Raw genomic sequence first — 18,094 nt, forward strand, 5'->3', positions numbered from 1 at the left:
CGCGGCCGGCGCGGCGCCCCCGGCGGGCTGCGAGCGCCACACCGGCGCCTGGGCGGCGCCGACGTCCGACGGGCGCCGCGCGGGCGGCGCGGCAGGCGCGGGCGGCGCCGCGCTGCGCACGGAGGTCTGCTCGGAGGTCCGCTGCACGGGCGTGAGCCGCCCGGTCTCGTCGAGCCCGCGGACGCCGCCGGAGGCGGACGGCGGACGGACGACGGGTGCCACGGTCCCGAACCCCGGCGCCGGGGGCTGGTCGCGCAGGGACCGGCGCGACGGCGGTTGCGCGGCGGGCCGTGCGCCGCCCGGGGACGACGCCCCCGGGAAGTGCGCGGCCGGCGCGGGCGCGACGCCCGACGTCGGACGCCGGTCGGACCCGTAGCCCTCGAAGGCCCCGGGCCGTGCGCCCGGGGTGCCGAACGGACCCGGCGCCGGGGACGGGACGGGGGGGCGCGGCGCCGCGCTCGCGGCGTCCGGCCCCGGTCGGGCGGCGGCCGCCGCCTGCTCGCGCTCGCGGATCTCGCGGCGCGTCAGGGGGCGGGACGGGTTGTTGTCACTCATCGAGACCTCGATACAGACCGTGCTTGGCGATGTACTGGACCACGCCGTCCGGCACCAGGTACCACACCGGCTGACCTGCCTGCGCCCGTCGACGACAGTCGCTGGACGAGATGGCGAGCGCAGGGACCTCGAGCGTGGTCACCCCGTCCGTCGGCAGGCCGTCCACCGTGAGCTGGTGCCCCGGCCGCGTGACAGCCACGAAGTGTGCCATCTCCCACAGCTGCGGGGCATCCTTCCAGGTCAGGATCTGCTCGATCGCGTCGGCGCCGCTGATGAAGTACAGGTCGGCGTCCGGCCGCGCGTCGCGCAGGTCGCGCAGCGTGTCCACGGTGTAGGTCAGACCGGGCCGGTCGATGTCGACCCGGCTCACCGTGAAGCGGGGGTTGGACGCGGTGGCGATCACCGTCATCAGGTACCGGTGCTCGGCGGCCGAGACGCTCTGGTGCTGCTTGAACGTCGGCTTGCCGGTGGGGACGAAGACGACCTCGTCGAGGTCGAGCAGCGCCGCCGCCTCGGAGGCCGCGACGAGGTGCCCGTGGTGGATCGGGTCGAACGTGCCGCCCATCACCCCCAGGCGCGGGCGGCGGTGCGGGCGCTCGAGACCCGACGGCGCGTGGCTCACGCTGGCCGGACGGTGGCCGTCAGTGGCGGTTGTGGACGTTGCGGAAGGCGTAGGTCACCAGCAGCGCGGCGACCAGCCCGCCGAAGGCGAGGAGACCGAGGACGATCGGCGAGATCACCTCGTTGGAGTGCTCGGCGGCCTCCTGGGCGACCTGGACGGCGGTGTGCAGCACGGGTTCCTCCTGTGCGACGGGTCGGGCGGGTGCGAACGGGGGCAAGTCTCTCACGCGCGATAGTCAGGGCCGCACGTGCCCGTCCCCCGTGACGACCCACTTGGTGGTGGTCAGCTCGGCCAGCCCCATGGGGCCGCGGGCGTGCAGCTTCTGGGTCGAGATCCCGATCTCGGCGCCGAGCCCGAGCTGTCCGCCGTCGGTGAACCGGGTGGACGCGTTCACCATCACGGCGGCCGAGTCGACCTCCGCGACGAACCGCTCCGACGCCGCGAGGTCCCGGGTGAGGATCGCCTCGGTGTGCCCGGAGGACCAGGTGCGGATGTGCTCGATCGCGTCGTCGAGCGAGTCGACGACCCGCACGGCGAGCTCCAGCGCGAGGTACTCGGTGGCCCAGTCCTCGTCCGTCGCCGGCACGACCTCGACGCTCTCCGGCGCGAGCGCCACCGTCCGCGCGTCGCCGTGCAGCAGCACGCCCGCGCCCGCGAGGGCCGCCAGCGCCGGAGGGAGGAAGGTGGCGGCGGCGTCGGCGTGCACCAGCAGCGTCTCGGCCGCGTTGCACACCCCGACGCGCTGCGTCTTGGCGTTCATGACGATCTCGACGGCGCCCGGCACGTCGGCGGTGGAGTCGACGTAGACGTGCACGTTGCCGACGCCGGTCTCGATGACCGGCACGGTCGAGGACTCGACGACGGTGCGGATGAGGTCGGCGCCGCCGCGCGGCACGAGCACGTCGACCAGGCCGCGCGCCCGCATGAGGGCGACGCCGCCCGGACGGCCGTGCGCGTCGATGGTCTGCACGAGGTCGGCCGGCAGCTCGCGGTCCTCGAGGCCGCGCCGCAGCACGTCCACGATGACGGCGTTCGACGACGCCGCCGCGCTGCCGCCGCGCAGGATCACCGCGTTGCCGGACTTCAGCGCGAGCCCGGCGGCGTCGACCGTGACGTTCGGCCGGGCCTCGTAGATCATCCCGACCACGCCCATCGGCACGCGGAGCTGGCGCAGCCGCAGCCCATTGGGCAGGGTCTGGCCGCGGACCACCTCCCCGACGGGGTCGGGCAGTCCCGCGAGCTCGCGCAGCGCGTCGGCGATGCCGCCGATGCGACCGGCGTCGAGCGACAGCCGGTCCAGGAGGCCCTCGGACAGGCCCGCCGCCCTGCCGCGCTCGACGTCGTGCCCGTTGGCGGTCACGATCTCGTCGGCGGCCGCGACGAGGGCGTCCGCGAGCGCGAGCAGCGCGGCGTCCTTGGTGGCCCGGTTCGCCGTGGCCAGCGTGCGCGACGCGACCTGCGCGCGCCGCGCGACGTCGTGCACGGCGGTGGTGACGGCGTCGGCGGCGTGGCCGCCCTCGCGGTCGTCACCAGCGGCGTCGCCCGCGGCGTGCTCCTCGGTGAGGGTCGTGGTCATGCCCCGAGGGTACGACCGGGCGGCGCGCCGCGGGAGCCCCCTTTCGCCTGGTGGGCACCGGTGGGCGCGTCGGTCACCACGACGGGCGCGGCGCGCGCGGCGGGACGAAGTGCGTGAAGGCCGGCGCGTGGTCGAACGTCTGCAGCGTGACGACCTCGAACGTGGCGCGGTACCGCGGCCCCAGGGCGTCCGCGACACGGTTCGCCAGCCACGGGCTGTACGTCGTCAGCGGCCACCGGCCGGCGTCGAGCCGACGCTCCAGGGTGCGCAGCGCGACGAGCTCCTCGCCGAGGCTCACCGACAGGTGCGCCCCGCGCCGCACGTACAGGCTGCGGAACCGCTCCGGATGCCCGGCCTGGCGCACCCGGTCGGCGAACGACCGCTCGGCGGACGGCGGGGCGCCGCCGTCGCCGGTCGTGTGCAGGGTGAGCACGGGGGACGGCGTCGTGCCCTCGGGGCGGTGGGCGACCATCGCCGCGCGGGCGGCGGGGTCGGCCTCGACGGGCTCCGCCGCCTCCAGCGTGGCGAGGTCGGCCTGCAGGTCGAGCCCAGCCTCGGCGTACGCCGCGTGCACGACGTGCCCCGCGCCCGACCGGGCGAGGCGGGACGGCAGATGGCCGAGGGCGGTGCTGCTCGGGTTGCCGCCGAGCGTCGCCTCCAGGTCGACGCGCGCCGCCGGACCGAGCCCCAGCGTGTAGGCGCCGATCAGCCACTGCGCCTGGCCGCGCGCCCACTCCTCGAGGGTGTCCGGCCGCGGCTCGTTCATCTCGTACCAGCCGGTCACGGTGTTCAGGGACGCGATGAGCGAGATGCGGGCGCGTCCCTGAGGCGTCTCGGCGGCCGCCGTCAGCGCCGCCACGAGCGCGTCGCGGCTCGCCCGCGGGTCGGTGGCGCCGGTCAGCTCGATCGGGTTGCCCTGCGCGTCGGTGCCGTCGGTGAGGAGCTCGCGCGTCGCGAGGTTCATGTCGAGGATCGCGTCGAGCTGCCCCACCCAGTCCATGACGCCGCCCACGGTGAGGACGCCGTCGATCCGGTCCGGCTCCACCTCGGCGTGCTTGACCGCGGTGACCGCGCCCATCGACTGCCCGTACGTGATCGTCCGGTCCGGAGCGGCCACGTTCGACTCGAACCAGTCCAGGACCCGCGACTGGTCGGCCACCGCGTGCGGCACCGTGAAGTCGAGCCCGTCGCCCTGGAACAGCGAGCCCGCGACGGCGTACCCGTGGTCGGTGAGCATCTCCTCGCTGAGCTCCTGGTTGCCGAGGAGGTGCGGTGCCGGGAACCCGCCGAAGAACTCCGACGGGAAGTGGCCGTGGCTGAACAGGACCAGCGTGCCGTTCCAGTCGTCGGGCACGAGGACGCGGAACCGTGCGCCCTCGATGGTGCCCGAGTGCTCGACGACGTCGTCGGCCGCGGCGAGGGACGGCGCGACGGACGATGCGACGGACGGCGCGACGGACGATGCGGCCGCGGGCGCGGCGACGAGGGTCGCGGCCACGACAGCCGTCGCCGTGAGCGTCGTCGCGAGCCTGGTCGTGGTCCTGGTCGCGGTCCTGGTGAGCCTGGTCGGCGGACGGTGCATGACGGTCTCCTGACGGTCCGGCGCGCCGGACGCGCGCCATCGCCCTACCGACCGGCATCGCCTCGCGGACTCATCGCCGCGATGCGGTCGCCGCGCCCGTGGGGCCCTCGAGCACGAGGTCGTCGCGGTGCACCACCACCCGGTCGTAGCCCTCCCCCAGCTCGGCGCGGAGGTCGAACGTGGACCGACCGAGCAGCGGCGGCAGCTCCGCGGCGTCGAAGGCGACCAGCCCGCGCGCCAGGACCGCGCCGTCCGGGCCGACGAGCTCGACCGGGTCGCCGGCGTCGAACGTGCCCTCGACCCGGGTCACGCCCGCGGGCAACAGCGACGCCCGGCCCCCGAGGACGGCGCGCGCCGCCCCGGCGTCGAGGTGCAGACGGCCGCGCGACCCGGCAGCGTGCGCGATCCACAGCCGGCGCGCCGAGGTGCGCCGGCCGGTGACCGCGAAGAACGTGCCGACGTCGTCGCCGGCGAGCGCGGCGCGCGCGTTCACGGCGCTGGTGAGCACGGCGGGCACGCCCGCGCCGGTCGCGATCCGCACCGACTCCAGCTTGGTGACCATGCCCCCGGTGCCGAGCGCGCTCCCGCGGGCCGTGACCTCTACGCCCGCGACCTCGGCGAGGTCGGCGACGTACGGGATCCGGCGGGCGCCGGGGCGCGACGGGGGCGCGTCGTGCAGGCCGTCCACGTCCGTGAGGAGCACCAGCGCGTCGGCCCGCACCAGGTGCGAGACGAGGGCGGCGAGCCGGTCGTTGTCGCCGAACTTCAGCTCGTCCGTCGTCACCGCGTCGTTCTCGTTGACGACCGGGACGACGCCGAGGGCGAGCAGCCGGTCGAGCGACCGCTGGGCGTTGCGATAACGCCAGCGGCGCACCGTGTCCTCGGCGGTGAGCAGCACCTGGCCGACGCGCAGCCCGTGGGCGGCGAACGCCTCGGTGTACCGCGCGACCAGCTGGCTCTGCCCGATCATCGCGGCGGCCTGCATGGTCGCGAGGTCCCGGGGCCGCGTCGTCAGGCCCAGCGGCCCGATGCCCGCGGAGATCGCGCCGGACGTGACCAGCACGACCTGCCCGCCGGCGGCGACCCGCTCGGCGAGCACGTCCACCAGGCCGCGCAGGGCCCCGAGGTCCAGGTGCCCGTCCGGCCCGGTGAGCGACGACGACCCGATCTTGACGACGACGCGCTGCGCGCCGGGGAGGCTGGAGCGGGAGGTGGCGGCGTTCACCCGCCCATCATCCCGCGACCGCTACTGGTCGTCGGGGTCGGTCCAGTGCCCGGACTCGCGCTCGGTCCACAGCTCGCGGCGCGCCTCGCTCTTGGCGTCCATGCGCTCGGTGTACTCGCGACGTTTCGCGGCACGGGTGGGCCGGTCGCTCTCGTCCAGTCGGAGGTCGGTGCCACGCGTGCCGAGGAGCTCGGGCCCCGTGGTCAGGGTCGGCTCCCAGTCGAAGACGACGGCGTTGCGCGGGTCGCCGATCCGCACCTCGTCGCCCGCGACCGCGCCGGCCTTGAAGAGCCGGTCCTCGACACCCAGCTTCGCGAGCCGGTCCGCGAGGAACCCGACGGCCTCGTCGTTGTTGAAGTCGGTCTGGCGCACCCAGCGCTCGGGCTTGGAGCCGCGCACCTCGTAGAAGGTGCCCTCGTGGTCGCGCTTCGCCGTCACGGTGAACCCGGCGTCGTCGACCGCCCTCGGGCGCAGCACGATGCGCTCGGGCTCGGGCGCCGGGGCCGCGGCCCGGGCCCGCTCCACGAGCTCGGCGAGGGCGAAGGTGAGCGGGCGCAGGCCCTCGTGGCTGGCGGTCGAGACCTCGAAGACCCGCAGGCCGCGGGCCTCGAGGTCGGGGCGCACCAGCTCGGCGAGCTCGCGCGCCTCGGGCACGTCGATCTTGTTGAGCACGACGAGGTGCGGACGCTCGGTGATCGGCACCCGGCCGCCGGAGATGCTGAGGTCCCCCGCGTACGCCGCGAGCTCGGCCTCGATGGTCTCGAGGTCGCTGGCAGGGTCGCGCCCGGGCTCGAGCGTGGCGCAGTCGAGCACGTGCACGATGACGGCGGTGCGCTCGATGTGGCGCAGGAACTCCAGCCCGAGGCCCTTGCCCTCGCTGGCACCGGGGATGAGGCCGGGCACGTCCGCGACGGTGAACCGCGAGTCGCCGGCCTGGACGACGCCAAGGTTCGGCACGAGGGTCGTGAACGGGTAGTCGGCGATCTTCGGGCGGGCCGCGGAGATCGCGGCGACCAGCGACGACTTCCCCGCGCTGGGGTAGCCCACCAGCGCGACGTCGGCGATCGTCTTCAGCTCGAGGACGACGTCGGCCTCCTCGCCCGGCTCGCCGAGCAGCGCGAAGCCGGGGGCCTTGCGCTTCGGGGACGCCAGGGCGCGGTTGCCGAGCCCGCCGCGGCCGCCGTGCGCCACCACGTACTCCGACCCGGCGCCGACCAGGTCGGCGAGGACCGTGCCCGCGGGGTCCTTCACGACCGTGCCGTCCGGGACCCGCAGCACCAGGTCCTCGCCCTTGGCGCCGTCGCGGTCGTCGCCCATCCCCTGCGTGCCGTTGGTGGCGTGCCGGTGCGGCGAGTGGTGGTACTCGAGCAGCGTGGTCGTCTGCGGGTCGACGACGAGCTTCACCGTGCCGCCGTCGCCTCCGTTGCCGCCGTCGGGGCCGGCGAGCGGCTTGAACTTCTCGCGGCGGATGGACGCGACGCCGTGCCCGCCGTCACCACCTGAGGCGTGCAGCACCACGCGATCGACGAAGCTTGCCATGGTCGGATCCTCTCAGCACTGCACGGGGGAAAGACGCGCGAGAGGGGCGCACCGCACCGGTGCGCCCCTCTCGCGGGAGTTCGGGACGAGGCTCAGACCTCGGCCGCGACGATGTCGATGACCTTGCGGCCGCGACGCGTCGCGAAGGCGACCGAACCGGCGGTCAGCGCGAACAGCGTGTCGTCGCCGCCACGGCCGACGTTCTCGCCGGGGTGGAAGTGCGTGCCGCGCTGGCGGACGATGATCTCGCCGGCCTTGACGACCTGGCCGCCGTAGCGCTTGACGCCGAGCCGCTGGGAGTTCGAGTCACGACCGTTGCGCGAGGAGCTCGCGCCCTTCTTGTGTGCCATCTGTCAGTCCTGCTTTCTGCGAAGAACGAGAAGTGGGGGCCTGCGCGGCGACGTCCGAGTCACCGCGAGGAAGTCACTTGATACCGGTGACCTTGAGGCGGGTCAGCTGCTGACGGTGACCCTGGCGCTTGCGGTAACCGGTCTTGTTCTTGTACTTGAGGATCGTGATCTTGGGACCCTTGGCGTCCCGCACGACCTCGGCGGTGACCTTGACCTTCGCGAGCTTCGCGGCGTCGGTGGTCACCTTCTCCCCGTCGACCAGGAGCAGCGCGGGCAGCTCGACGGTGTCGCCGGCCTGAGCCTTGACCCGGTTCATGACGACGATGTCCCCGACGGACACCTTCTCCTGACGGCCACCGGCCATGACGATCGCGTACACCACGTTGATGCTCATCTCTGCTGGTCTGGGCGTGCCGCACGACGTTCGTCACCGACTTGGTCTGCAACTCGGCCCGCCGCGGCGGTCGAGTGCGGTGCGTCCTGGGCACACGGGACTGGCGCACCGAGGGCGCGCCGACGTCCAACTCTACGCGACGCCGGCATCTCGTTCAAACGTTCCCGTCCGGCGGGGAGCGTGACGTCGCCCACCGCCCGGGACGCTCGGCCGCCCTCAGTCCTCGAGGACGAACGTCACCTGCATGTCGACCTGCCACGCCACGACGGCGCCGTCCGACAGCTCGACCTTCTGCTCCTTGACCCAGGCGCCCGTGATGTTGCGGACCGTCGAGCTCGCGCGGGCCAGGCCGACCTGGATCGCGTCCTCGAAGCTCGTGTCCGACCGTGCGGTGATCTCCGTGACGCGTGCGACCGTGCCTGCCATCGTGCCCTCCGGTGCCCCGGGGCCGGCGCCGGTCGCCGGCCGTGGTTCGATCGTCGTCCCGCACGGTGACGCTCGCGCGTCGGCGTCAGGATGGAGGGATGAGCGGCTCCCACCTGCCCACGGGATCCGGCGGCGTCGACGACGCCGTCACTGCTGCGCTGCAGGTCGTCGACCGGCGCGGGTTCCTGCCCCGCAGCCGCCTGCGCTGGGCGCACGAGGACCGCCCGCTCGAGATCGGGCACGGACAGACCTCGTCCCAGCCCTCGACGGTGGCGGCGATGCTGCGCCTGCTGCGAGTCCCGGCCGGGGCATCGGTGCTCGACGTCGGCGCCGGCTCCGGCTGGACCACGGCGCTCCTCGCGCGCCTGGTCGGCCCGTCAGGCGAGGTGCTCGGCGTCGAACGGCACGCCGACCTCGCCGCGTGGGGCGCAGCCAACGTGCGTCGTGCCGCGATGCCGTGGGCACGGGAGGTCCCGGCCGTCCCGGGTGTGCTCGGCGCCCCGCGTCCGGACGGCTGGGACCGGGTGCTCGTCTCGGCCGCGGCCGAGCACCTGCCCGACGCCCTCGTCGACCAGCTCGCCGCGGGCGGGCGCATGGTCGTCCCGGTGCGGCACGAGATGACGCTCGTCGAGCGGGACGGCGACGGCGCCGTCCGCGTCAGCGCGCACGGGACCTACTCGTTCGTGCCGCTCGTCGAGGACTGAGGGATGGAGCGGTCGTGTCAGCGTCGGCTCCGCACCGAGTGCGTGGTCGAGCGGGACGGCGACGGCGCCGCCCGCGTCAGCGCTCACGAGACCTTCTCGTTCGTGCCCCTCGTCGAGGACTGAGGGCCTCTGTCGGCGCCAGCCCGCGCGGCGTGATTGTCAGCCGTGTTTCTCGTCGGCCGTGTCTCGCCCGCCCCCGTCTCGTCGGCCACGTCTCGTCGGCCACTTCTCGTCGGCCACTTCTCGTCGGCCACTTCTCGTCGGCCACTTCTTGCCCGCGACGTCTCGTCGGCCACGTCTCGCCCGCCCTCGTCTCGCGCGGCGTCCCGATTCGAACTCCCGTTCGACTAAATGTCGGTGGCTGCTGGTTGACTTGTCGCATGGCACGGACGCCGGGCACCGCAGCAGCACAACTGGTGCTGGATGCTGCGCTGGGCCGGGCAGCGGACGAGCAGACGGCCGCGAACGCCGCCTTGGGACGCCGCACCGTGGCGCTGGCCGAGGTACTCGCCGCGACCGAGGCCGCCCCGGAGACGATGCTCGACCTCGACGTCCCGCGGGTGGCGTCCGCGCCGGCGGTACGGCGTTCTTGTGTCGCTCACCGGGCGTTGGCGGCAGAGGTCGCGTGCGCGCTGGGGATCGGCGAAGCCTCGGCCTCCACCCTGCTGTCCGACGCGCAGGTCCTGACCCGGCACGCCAGAGCCACCCTCGACGCATTGTGCACCGGGAGGATCAGCTACCGGCACGCGGCCGTCCTGGTCGAGGCCGTGGCCGACCTGCCCGCCCACGCCGTGGCCGAGATCGAAGCGGTCGTGCTGCACCGCGCCCCGGAGGTGACCGCGGCGAAGTTCGGCGCCCTGGCCCGCGCGGCCCGCGACCTGCTGCACCCCGTGCCCGCCGAGGTCCGGCACGAGGCCGCCAAGCTGAAGGCCGACGTGTGGGTCGACGACGGCAAGGACGGCATGTCCTGGCTCACCGCGCACCTGCCCGCACCCGTCGCGCACGCCGTGCACGACCGCCTCACCCGCACCGCCGCCCGCGCCAAGACCGGCGGCGACCCCCGCGGCATCGGGCAACTACGCGCCGCCACCCTGACCGCGCTCCTGCTCGACGACACAGGCGGCAGCACCGGCAGCACCGAGGCAAGTGCTTCGCAACACGCCGCCGACACATTCGAGCGCGCCGACATCGGCGAGTGCGCCGACGACGACTCTGCAGGCGCCGCGGCGGCCAATGCCGCTCGCGTGGAGGCACAGTCGACGGCGGGCAGCTCACCGGACACCTCACCAGGCGCAGCATCCGGGGCGCCACCGGGCACGGGACCCCTGGGTACGGCGGGCGCGACACCACCGTCGCCGCCGGGCGCGGCGCAAACGCCGTCACCGGGCGGGATGCAATCCGGCGAGAACACCGCACCGACCACGTCGCCGATCCCCGACTCCTCGAAGGACGCGCTGACCTCCGGGCTGCCGGACAACACGCCCTCGTGCGCGCCACCGGACCCGCTGGCCACGCTCGCGCGCAGCGTGCGCCCCGTCGTGCACGTGACCGTGCCGATCACCACCCTGACCGGCACCAGCGAGGACTCCGCGACCCTGGACGGCGCCATCCCCCTCGACCCGGAGACCGCCAGACAGCTCGCCGCCCACGCCCCGACGCTGCGACGCGTGCTGACCGACCCCGTCACCGGGGCCATGCTCACGGTCGACCGGCGTAGCTACGTCGTCCCCGCCGACCTGCGCGCCTTCCTCACCCTGCGCGACGTCACCTGCCGGTTCCCCGGCTGCCGCATCCCCGCCACGCGCTGCGACGTCGACCACACGACCGCGTGGGTCGACGGCGGCCCCACCGACGCGCAGAATCTGGCGCATCTGTGCCGCAGACATCACACCCTGAAGCACGAGTCCCGGTGGAATGTCGAACAGCTCGACGCCGGCGTCCTGGCCTGGACCTCACCCCGCGGGCGGACTTACCTCACCACCCCCGGCACCGCCGACCACACCCTCGACCAGCTCGACCACTGGGCCGCCGAGGCCCGGGGCCTCGTGCGCGAGGCGGCGCCGCACCCGGTCGACCCGCCAGCGGAGCTCGGCACGGAACCCGCAGCACGCCGCACGGGCACAGGCACGGGCACGGGCACGGGCACGGGCGAACACGACGACGAACCGCCGTACTAGGCACCACAGCGAGGCGACCGCAGCGAGGCGTCCACAGCGAGCTGCCGGTCGGACCGACGACGACTTACGGCCTCCCGGACCGGCACAGGTGCGCTGACAGCCGAGACCGACCCCAGCGCCCGGTCGGCGCGCCGCGCGCCCGAGCCGACCGCGACCCGAGGACTGAGGATAAATTCCCTCGGTCCGAAGTCGGACGGCGCGCTCGCATCCGCGCAGGTCCTGACAAGATCGGCCCCGTGACGACAGACCTCGAGGTGGCCCTGACTGCAGCGCGCGCCGGCGCGGAGGTCGTCCGGGCCGCGTACCGGCGTCCGGTGAAGCGCCTCGTCAAGGCCGCCCTGGACTTCGCGACCGACACCGACCTCGCGGCCGAGCGCGCGATCCGCGACGTCCTCACGGCGGCCCGGCCGGCAGACGCGGTCGTCGGCGAGGAGCTCGGCGCGTCCGGCGGGGAGGCGGCTCGGCGGTGGTACGTCGACCCGCTGTGCGGCACGCTCAACTTCGCCGCCGGCGTCCCGCCGTTCGGTGTGAACGTCGCCCTGACCGAGCGCGTCGGGGGCACGGAGCGTGTCGCCGCCGCCGTCGTCGCCGACCCGCTGACCGGCGAGGTGCTCTGGACCGACGGCTCCCGCGCCCGGCGCCATGCCCCCGACGAGGACGCCGACACCGACCTCGCCCCCTCGGTGGACAGCCGCCTCCTCAACGTCGACGTCGACAACGGCGCTGTCGGCGCGGCGCTCGTGGCCGACGCCGACGTCCGGGCGTCGTTCGCGGTCCGGGTGGCGTCCTCGACGCTCGCGCTCGCCTGGGTCGCGGCCGGGCGGCAGGCCGCATACGTCACGGGCGCCGACGTCGCCGGCAGCGTCCACTTCCTGCCGGGTGTCGCGCTGTGCGAGGCGGCTGGCTGCGTCGTCACCGACCTGGACGGCGGGCCGGTCCACGGTGGGCGCGGGATCGTCGCGGCCGCGGACGCCCCGACGGCCCGGCGACTCCTCGGCCTGATCGGCCAGGTCGGGGGGACAGCCCCCTAGCCGCGACCAACCTACGCCACCGTAGGCTCGGGGCATCCGCGCGATCGAGCGACTGCTCACATCCACGGCTGGGAAGCCGACCTCGACCTCTGCGAGGCCCGCATGACCACAGCCACCGTCGTCGACGACCGCACACCCGCCGGCCGGATCGCGGCTGCGCCCCACACCAGCTCGTACAGCGCGCTGTCGCGCACCGTGCGCGAGGCCGGCCTGCTGCGGCGGGCGTACGGCTATTACCTGGCGGTCGGCGTGGCACTGGTCCTGGCGCTCGGCGGCGCGGTCACGGGCTTCGTGCTCCTCGGCGACTCGTGGTTCCAGCTGCTCGTGGCAGGGGCGCTGGGCGTGATCTTCACTCAGCTCGCGTTCCTGGCCCACGAGGCGGCGCACCGCCAGATCTTCGCGTCCGGGCCCGCGAACGACCGCGCCGGTCGGATCCTCGCGAACGCCGTCGTCGGCATCAGCTACTCGTGGTGGATGACGAAGCACACGCGGCACCACGCCAACCCGAACCATGTCGGCAAGGACCCCGACGTCGCGAACGACGTCATCGTGTTCACCGAGGACGGCGCCAAGGAGCACCGCGGCCTGCTCGCACTGCTGACCCGCTACCAGGGCTGGCTCTTCTTCCCGCTGCTCACGCTCGAGGGACTCAACCTGCACGTGACGGCGTTCCGGTCGCTGCTGAAGGGCTCGCGGGACGACCGCGCCGCCCGCATGCGCGAGCTCGCCACGATCGCCACCCGCCTCTCGCTCTACGTGGGCGTGGTGTTCTGGGCGCTCCCCCTCGGGATGGCGTTCGCGTTCCTCGGCGTGCAGCTCGCCGTGTTCGGCGTCTACATGGGGGCCTCGTTCGCGCCCAACCACAAGGGCATGGCGATGATCCCCGAGGGCAGCCGCCTCGACTTCCTGTCCAAGCAGGTCCTGACCTCGCGCAACATCCGCGGCGGGGCATGGATGAACGTGCTCATGGGCGGCCTCAACCACCAGATCGAGCACCACCTGTTCCCGAGCATGCCGCGGCCGCACCTGGCCCGCGCCCGCCTCATGGTGCGCGAGCACTGCGCCGCGCTCGGGATGCCGTACACCGAGACGAGCCTGGTCCGGTCGTACGCGATCGTCGTGCGCTACCTCAACGAGGTCGGCCTCTCGGCGCGAGACCCGTTCGACTGCCCGATGCGCAAGAGCCTCCGGGGCTACTGAGCGCTGCCGCTCATCGCGATGGCCGGCCGGCGGTGAAGTCGGACTCCCACGTAGTGGCCGCTCCGTCCGCGAGCTCGTAGCCCTCCTGCGCCACGGCCGTGATGGTGACGTCCCTGTTGCTCCGGTGGGTCCCGGGGGCGACGACGCGGTCCCGCACGAGGTAGTCCACCCCCTGCACCTCGGGGATCTCGTAGGTGTCCTGGCCGCGGCCGACGCGGTCGACGAAGACCGGCGGCTCCGGCGTCACGGGATAGTGCAGCCCGTACCCGAGCGGGAACAGGGTGTCGGCGCCGTCGGGGATCGCGACGGGAAGCCGGCCCACCGGGTTGACCTGGCCCATGAGCACGCGCGCCGTCGCTTCCAGGGAGACGTCGGCGTAGCCGTACGCGGCGATGGCCGCCGCGGTCTCGGCCGTGCTGGCCACGTCGTACGGGTTCCGGACCGCGACCTGCACGACCGGGACGTCCGTCCCCGCCAACCCGGTCACCAGCGCCTGCTGTGCCGCGCTGGGCGCGAACCCGGCGGACTGGGTGAGGACGACGACGACGTCGTGCCCGGCCGACGCGGCGACCGCTGCCTCGACCTGCGCGGCCGTGGGGTCGGCCGCGGGCTGGACGGTGACGTCGGCCCCGTGGACGGTGAGCTCGTCGGCCATGGTGTCGAGCCGAGCGCTGCCACCCCAGCCGGTGAGGAAGACGTCGGCTCCGTCGCCCAGCGGGAGCAGACCGCCGTCGTTGCTCAGCAGGGTGATGCTGTCGTCGGCGATCTCGGTGGCGGTGGCGTCGTGCTCCGGAGTAGCCAGGACGTCGGGCACCGCGGTCAGGTCGACCAGGGGGTCGTCGAGGACTCCCCGCTTCTCCTTCATCTCCAGGATCCGCCGCACCGAGTCGTCGATCCGTTCCACGGTGATCTCACCGTCGGCCACGGCGGCGATGACGCCGTCGTAGGCGACCCGCAGGTTCGGCGGCATGAGCATCTGGTCCGCCCCGGCGAGGATGGCCTCGACCGGCACGCGGTCGTCACCGAACTCCTCGCGGGCGCCCTGCATGCTGAGCGAGTCGGTGACGACCACACCGTCGAAGCCCATCTCCTCACGCAACAGCTCGGTGAGGATGGGGCGGGAGAAGGTCGCCGGTCGGCCCGAGGGGTCGAGGGCGGGCACGACGATGTGCGCGGTCATGATCGAGTCGGCCCCGGCGTCGATGGCGGCCTGGAAGGGCGGCAGGTCCTCGGCGCGGAACTCGGCCTCCGACTTGTCGATCAGCGGGACGCCGTAGTGCGAGTCGACGGCGGTGTCCCCGTGGCCCGGGAAGTGCTTGACGGACGCGGAGATCCCGCCGTCGTCCTGGAAGCCCCGGAGCTGAGCGACACCCAGATCGGCGACGAGGCCGGTGTCACCCCCGAAGGCACGTACGCCGATCACAGGGTTCAGGGCGTTGGAGTTGACGTCCACGATGGGCGAGTAGTCCTGGTTCACGCCGACGGAGGCGAGCTTCTCGGCTGTGATGCGCCCGGCGTCGCGGGCGTGACCGGCGTCGCGGGTGGCGCCCAGCGCCATCGCGCCGGGCAGCTGGGCGGAGGGCTGGGGAAGGCGCACGACGACGCCCTCCTCCTGGTCGATGGACGTCGTCATGGGGACGCCGCCGCCACCGCTCAAGGCACGGGCCTGGATGTCGTTGGACAGCTGGGCGACCTGCTCCGGAGACCTGAGGTTGTTCGACCAGCCGAAGTAGATGATCCCGCCCGGGTGGAACTCGTCGATCATCGCTCCGATGCTGGGCACGCCGGCGGCCGGGACGTTACGCGGGTCCGCCTCGTCGATGGTCGAGCCGTACATGTACGGGACGAACATCTGCCCGACCTTCTCCTCGAGGGTCATCCCGTCGATGATCGCCTCGACGTCGTTGGTGTCGTTCCCGGCACCGGCGGCCGGCGCGGAGAGCGTGGCCAGCACGATCCCGCCCGCCCCGACCGCGGCCGCCAGCCCACGCCATGTCCCTCTGCTCACGATGCTCCCTTGCGTCGCGTAGCCGATCCCACCGGCCCTCGCCGGCGTGGCAATAACTTTCGCGGACGGCGCGCCGGACGTCAACAGGTGTCACGGACGGCGGCGCGGCGCGGATCCGTCAGGTCGAGCGGTGCGCCCGACAGCGCGCCTGGTAGGACTCCGTGCCGCCGACATGCCCGGCCACGGGGGTCAAGGCGTCGCCCGCGCCGTCGTCGTCCAGCCGCACGTGGTAGGCGGCGTCGCGGCCGCAGACGGTGCAGACCGCGGTCAGCTTGGTGACCGACTCCGCGACGGCCATGAGCTCCGGCAGGGGCGAGAACGGCCGGCCGTCGAAGGTGACGGCCAGCCCCGCGACGACGACCACGAGGCCCGCGTCCGCCAGGCCGACCGCGACCTCGACCAGCTCCGGGCCGAAGAACTGCGCCTCGTCGACGGCGAGGAGCTCTGTGCCGGGCGCGACCAGCGCGGGGATCTCCCCCGCGGCCGCCGCCGTCGCCGACGCGACCTCGAGCCCCGAGTGCGACGCGACCCGGCCGGGCCCGCTGCGGGTGTCGAGCTCGTGCGCGACGACGACCACCGCGCGCCGGGCGATCCGCGCCCGGTGCACGCGCCGGACGAGCTCCTCCGTCTTGCCCGCGAACATCGGCCCGGCGACCACCTCGAGCCGGCCGGTGCGCTGTGGTGCGTGGTCGATGGCCATGCCGGCCAGTCAACCACCGGCCGCCGACGACGACGGCCGCGCCCGACCGGAGGGGTCGGACGCGGCCGTGGGTGCACCGTGCTCAGTCGCTCTCGGCGGGCTCCGCAGGCTGCTCGGAGGAGTCGGCGGGCTCCGTCGTCGGGGCCGCGCCGTCCTCCTTGATGTCGTGCGCGTGCGCGGCCGCGGCCGCGATCGTCGCGAGCGTGGCCTTGACGGCCTCGCGCGCCTCCGACTTGTCGTCCGGGAGCTTCGGGACGTCGGCGTGGACGACGTCCGCCGCGGGCTCGTCGCCCTGCTTGGCGCCGCCGCGCTTGCGCCGCGAGCGCTTCGCACCGCCGTCGCCGCCATCCTCCGACGAGGGCTGCGACGCGCCACCCTTCTCGATCGGGTGGTCGTGCACGATGAAGCCGCGGCCCTTGCAGTGCTCGCAGGTGGAGGAGAACGCCTCCACGAGGCCCTGCCCGACGCGCTTGCGCGTCATCTGCACCAGGCCGAGCGAGGTCACCTCGGCCACCTGGTGCTTGGTGCGGTCGCGGCCCAGGCACTCGACGAGGCGGCGCAGCACCAGGTCGCGGTTCGACTCGAGCACCATGTCGATGAAGTCGATGACGATGATGCCGCCGATGTCCCGCAGCCGGAGCTGGCGGACGATCTCCTCGGCCGCCTCCAGGTTGTTGCGGGTGACCGTCTCCTCGAGGGTGCCGCCGGCGCCGGTGAACTTGCCGGTGTTGACGTCGATGACGGTCATGGCCTCGGTGCGGTCGATGACGAGCGACCCGCCCGACGGCAGCCAGACCTTGCGGTCCATGCCCTTGGCGAGCTGCTCGTCGACGCGGTGCACCGCGAAGACGTCCGTGGTCTCGGTCCACTTCGACACCCGCTCACGCAGGTCGGGGGCGAGCTCCTCGACGTACCGGGAGATCTCCTCCCACGCGCTGGTGCCCTGGACCTGCAGGGACGAGAAGTCGTCGTTGAAGATGTCGCGCACGACGCGGATCGCCATGTCCGGCTCGCCCTGCAGCAGCGCGGGCGCGGAGGTCGACGACTTCTCGGCCTTCGCGGTGATCGCGGACCACTGGGACTGCAGGCGCTCGACGTCGGCGCGCAGCTCGTCCTCGCTGGCACCCTCGGCGGCGGTGCGCACGATGACGCCCGCGCCGTCGGGCACGACCTCGCGCAGGATCTTCTTGAGCCGGCTGCGCTCGGTGTCCGGCAGCTTGCGGCTGATGCCGGTCATGCCGCCGCCCGGGACGAACACCAGGTAGCGGCCCGCGAGCGTGACCTGCGAGGTCAGGCGGGCACCCTTGTGGCCGATCGGGTCCTTCGTGACCTGGACCAGCACCGAGTCGCCCGACTTCAGCGCCTCCTCGATCCGGCGCGGCTGCCCCTCGATCCCGGCGGCGTCCCAGTTGACCTCGCCCGCGTACAGCACGGCGTTGCGGCCCTTGCCGACGTCGACGAAGGCCGCCTCCATGCTGGGCAGCACGTTCTGCACGCGGCCGAGGTAGACGTTGCCCACCATCGACGCCTGCGACTGCTGCGAGACGTAGTGCTCCGTCAGCACGCCGTCCTCGAGGACGGCGATCTGCGTGCGGCCGTCGTCCTCCCGCACGACCATCGACCGCGAGACCGACTCGCGGCGCGCGAGGAACTCGGCCTCGGTGATGATCTGGCGACGCCGACCGGCGTCGCGGCCCTCTCGGCGGCGCTGGCGCTTGGCCTCGAGCCGCGTCGAGCCCTTGAGCGCGGTGACCTCGTCCCCGCGCCCGCGGGTCGTCGTCGCCTCCGCGCGCTCGGCGCGCTCGGCACGGGTACCCCGACGGCGGCGGCGCCGACGGCGGCCCGACGACTCGGACTCGCCGGTCTGGTCGTCCTCGCCCGAGGCGTCCTCGGGCTCGCCCTCAGCCTCCGCGACGTCGCCGGCCTGATCCTCGGGCTCGACGTCCTCGACGTCCTCGGACTCGTCGTCGTGCGCGCCGTCCTCGTCCCGGCGGCCACCGCGGCG

16 protein-coding genes and 1 pseudogene are annotated in these 18,094 nt (G+C 73.9%); 4 read left to right on the forward strand and 13 right to left on the reverse strand.

Going from position 1 to position 18,094, the window contains the following annotated elements:
• From ABD254_RS00005 to ABD254_RS00050, 10 genes and pseudogenes are all read right to left on the reverse strand, one after another.
• A pseudogene (locus ABD254_RS00005) lies at positions 1-555 on the reverse strand (hypothetical protein); the annotation flags it as partial.
• Positions 548-1,177, reverse strand: coding sequence for a nicotinate-nucleotide adenylyltransferase (gene nadD / locus ABD254_RS00010; protein ID WP_344244380.1), 630 nt, complete (start codon positions 1,175-1,177; stop codon positions 548-550). The gene nadD and the pseudogene ABD254_RS00005, both read right to left, overlap by 8 nt.
• Before the next feature lie 19 nt (positions 1,178-1,196).
• Positions 1,197-1,349 carry a hypothetical protein gene (locus ABD254_RS00015; RefSeq protein WP_344244383.1) on the reverse strand — a complete coding sequence of 51 codons (153 nt, stop codon included), beginning with the start codon at positions 1,347-1,349 and terminating at the stop codon, positions 1,197-1,199.
• A gap of 63 nt (positions 1,350-1,412) precedes the next feature.
• Positions 1,413-2,753, reverse strand: coding sequence for a glutamate-5-semialdehyde dehydrogenase (locus tag ABD254_RS00020; RefSeq protein ID WP_344244385.1), 1,341 nt, complete (start codon positions 2,751-2,753; stop codon positions 1,413-1,415).
• A gap of 73 nt (positions 2,754-2,826) precedes the next feature.
• Complete coding sequence (locus ABD254_RS00025) at positions 2,827-4,335, reverse strand: alpha/beta hydrolase family protein (protein ID WP_344244386.1); 1,509 nt, start codon at positions 4,333-4,335, stop codon at positions 2,827-2,829.
• Positions 4,336-4,405: 70 nt separating this feature from the next.
• Positions 4,406-5,560 (reverse strand): glutamate 5-kinase, encoded by a 1,155-nt coding sequence (gene proB / locus ABD254_RS00030; RefSeq protein WP_344244388.1) that lies wholly within the window; start codon positions 5,558-5,560, stop codon positions 4,406-4,408.
• 21 nt (positions 5,561-5,581) lie between these two features.
• Positions 5,582-7,099 (reverse strand): GTPase ObgE, encoded by a 1,518-nt coding sequence (gene obgE, locus ABD254_RS00035; protein ID WP_344244390.1) that lies wholly within the window; start codon positions 7,097-7,099, stop codon positions 5,582-5,584.
• Between the two features lie 92 nt (positions 7,100-7,191).
• Positions 7,192-7,449 (reverse strand): 50S ribosomal protein L27, encoded by a 258-nt coding sequence (gene rpmA, locus ABD254_RS00040; RefSeq protein ID WP_079574743.1) that lies wholly within the window; start codon positions 7,447-7,449, stop codon positions 7,192-7,194.
• A 73-nt stretch (positions 7,450-7,522) separates the two neighbouring features.
• On the reverse strand, positions 7,523-7,831 hold the full coding sequence (gene rplU, locus ABD254_RS00045; RefSeq protein ID WP_344244575.1) for a 50S ribosomal protein L21: 309 nt from the start codon (positions 7,829-7,831) through the stop codon (positions 7,523-7,525).
• 228 nt (positions 7,832-8,059) lie between these two features.
• Positions 8,060-8,269 (reverse strand): dodecin family protein, encoded by a 210-nt coding sequence (locus ABD254_RS00050; RefSeq protein WP_344244395.1) that lies wholly within the window; start codon positions 8,267-8,269, stop codon positions 8,060-8,062.
• A gap of 98 nt (positions 8,270-8,367) precedes the next feature.
• On the opposite strand from ABD254_RS00050, the gene ABD254_RS00055 reads away from it, so the two are divergent.
• The 4 genes from ABD254_RS00055 (at position 8,368) to ABD254_RS00070 (ending at position 13,381) form a co-directional block, all read left to right on the forward strand.
• Positions 8,368-8,973 (forward strand): protein-L-isoaspartate O-methyltransferase family protein, encoded by a 606-nt coding sequence (locus ABD254_RS00055; RefSeq protein WP_344244397.1) that lies wholly within the window; start codon positions 8,368-8,370, stop codon positions 8,971-8,973.
• 380 nt (positions 8,974-9,353) lie between these two features.
• Positions 9,354-11,150: an HNH endonuclease signature motif containing protein gene (locus tag ABD254_RS00060; protein ID WP_344244398.1), complete on the forward strand. Its 1,797-nt coding sequence runs from the start codon at positions 9,354-9,356 to the stop codon at positions 11,148-11,150.
• A gap of 236 nt (positions 11,151-11,386) precedes the next feature.
• Positions 11,387-12,181 carry an inositol monophosphatase family protein gene (locus ABD254_RS00065; protein ID WP_344244400.1) on the forward strand — a complete coding sequence of 265 codons (795 nt, stop codon included), beginning with the start codon at positions 11,387-11,389 and terminating at the stop codon, positions 12,179-12,181.
• Between the two features lie 102 nt (positions 12,182-12,283).
• A complete protein-coding gene (locus ABD254_RS00070) occupies positions 12,284-13,381 on the forward strand; it encodes a fatty acid desaturase family protein (RefSeq protein ID WP_344244402.1) in 1,098 nt (365 codons plus the stop codon).
• Between the two features lie 10 nt (positions 13,382-13,391).
• Here the strand turns inward: ABD254_RS00070 and ABD254_RS00075 are convergent, their stop codons facing one another.
• The 3 genes from ABD254_RS00075 to ABD254_RS00085 all read right to left on the reverse strand — a co-directional run.
• A complete protein-coding gene (locus ABD254_RS00075; RefSeq protein ID WP_344244404.1) occupies positions 13,392-15,389 on the reverse strand; it encodes a glycoside hydrolase family 3 protein in 1,998 nt (665 codons plus the stop codon).
• Between the two features lie 118 nt (positions 15,390-15,507).
• On the reverse strand, positions 15,508-16,089 hold the full coding sequence (locus ABD254_RS00080) for a thymidine kinase (protein WP_344244406.1): 582 nt from the start codon (positions 16,087-16,089) through the stop codon (positions 15,508-15,510).
• 82 nt (positions 16,090-16,171) lie between these two features.
• Positions 16,172-18,094 (reverse strand): Rne/Rng family ribonuclease (locus ABD254_RS00085; protein ID WP_344244408.1); only part of this gene is annotated, 1,923 nt, incomplete at its 5' end.

The sequence above is a fragment of the Isoptericola hypogeus genome (assembly GCF_039531145.1).
Classification (GTDB): Bacteria; Actinomycetota; Actinomycetes; order Actinomycetales; family Cellulomonadaceae; genus Isoptericola; species Isoptericola hypogeus.

Bases quoted from the DNA above. Each gene is read 5' to 3' on its own strand.
- ABD254_RS00020 (WP_344244385.1), bottom strand. From the start codon at position 2,753: ATGACCACGACCCTCACCGAGGAGCACGCCGCGGGCGACGCCGCTGGT.
- ABD254_RS00025 (WP_344244386.1), bottom strand. From the start codon at position 4,335: ATGCACCGTCCGCCGACCAGGCTCACCAGGACCGCGACCAGGACCACG.
- obgE (WP_344244390.1), bottom strand. From the start codon at position 7,099: ATGGCAAGCTTCGTCGATCGCGTGGTGCTGCACGCCTCAGGTGGTGAC.
- rpmA (WP_079574743.1), bottom strand. From the start codon at position 7,449: ATGGCACACAAGAAGGGCGCGAGCTCCTCGCGCAACGGTCGTGACTCG.
- ABD254_RS00050 (WP_344244395.1), bottom strand. From the start codon at position 8,269: ATGGCAGGCACGGTCGCACGCGTCACGGAGATCACCGCACGGTCGGAC.
- ABD254_RS00055 (WP_344244397.1), top strand. From the start codon at position 8,368: ATGAGCGGCTCCCACCTGCCCACGGGATCCGGCGGCGTCGACGACGCC.
- ABD254_RS00060 (WP_344244398.1), top strand. From the start codon at position 9,354: ATGGCACGGACGCCGGGCACCGCAGCAGCACAACTGGTGCTGGATGCT.
- ABD254_RS00070 (WP_344244402.1), top strand. From the start codon at position 12,284: ATGACCACAGCCACCGTCGTCGACGACCGCACACCCGCCGGCCGGATC.
- ABD254_RS00080 (WP_344244406.1), bottom strand. From the start codon at position 16,089: ATGGCCATCGACCACGCACCACAGCGCACCGGCCGGCTCGAGGTGGTC.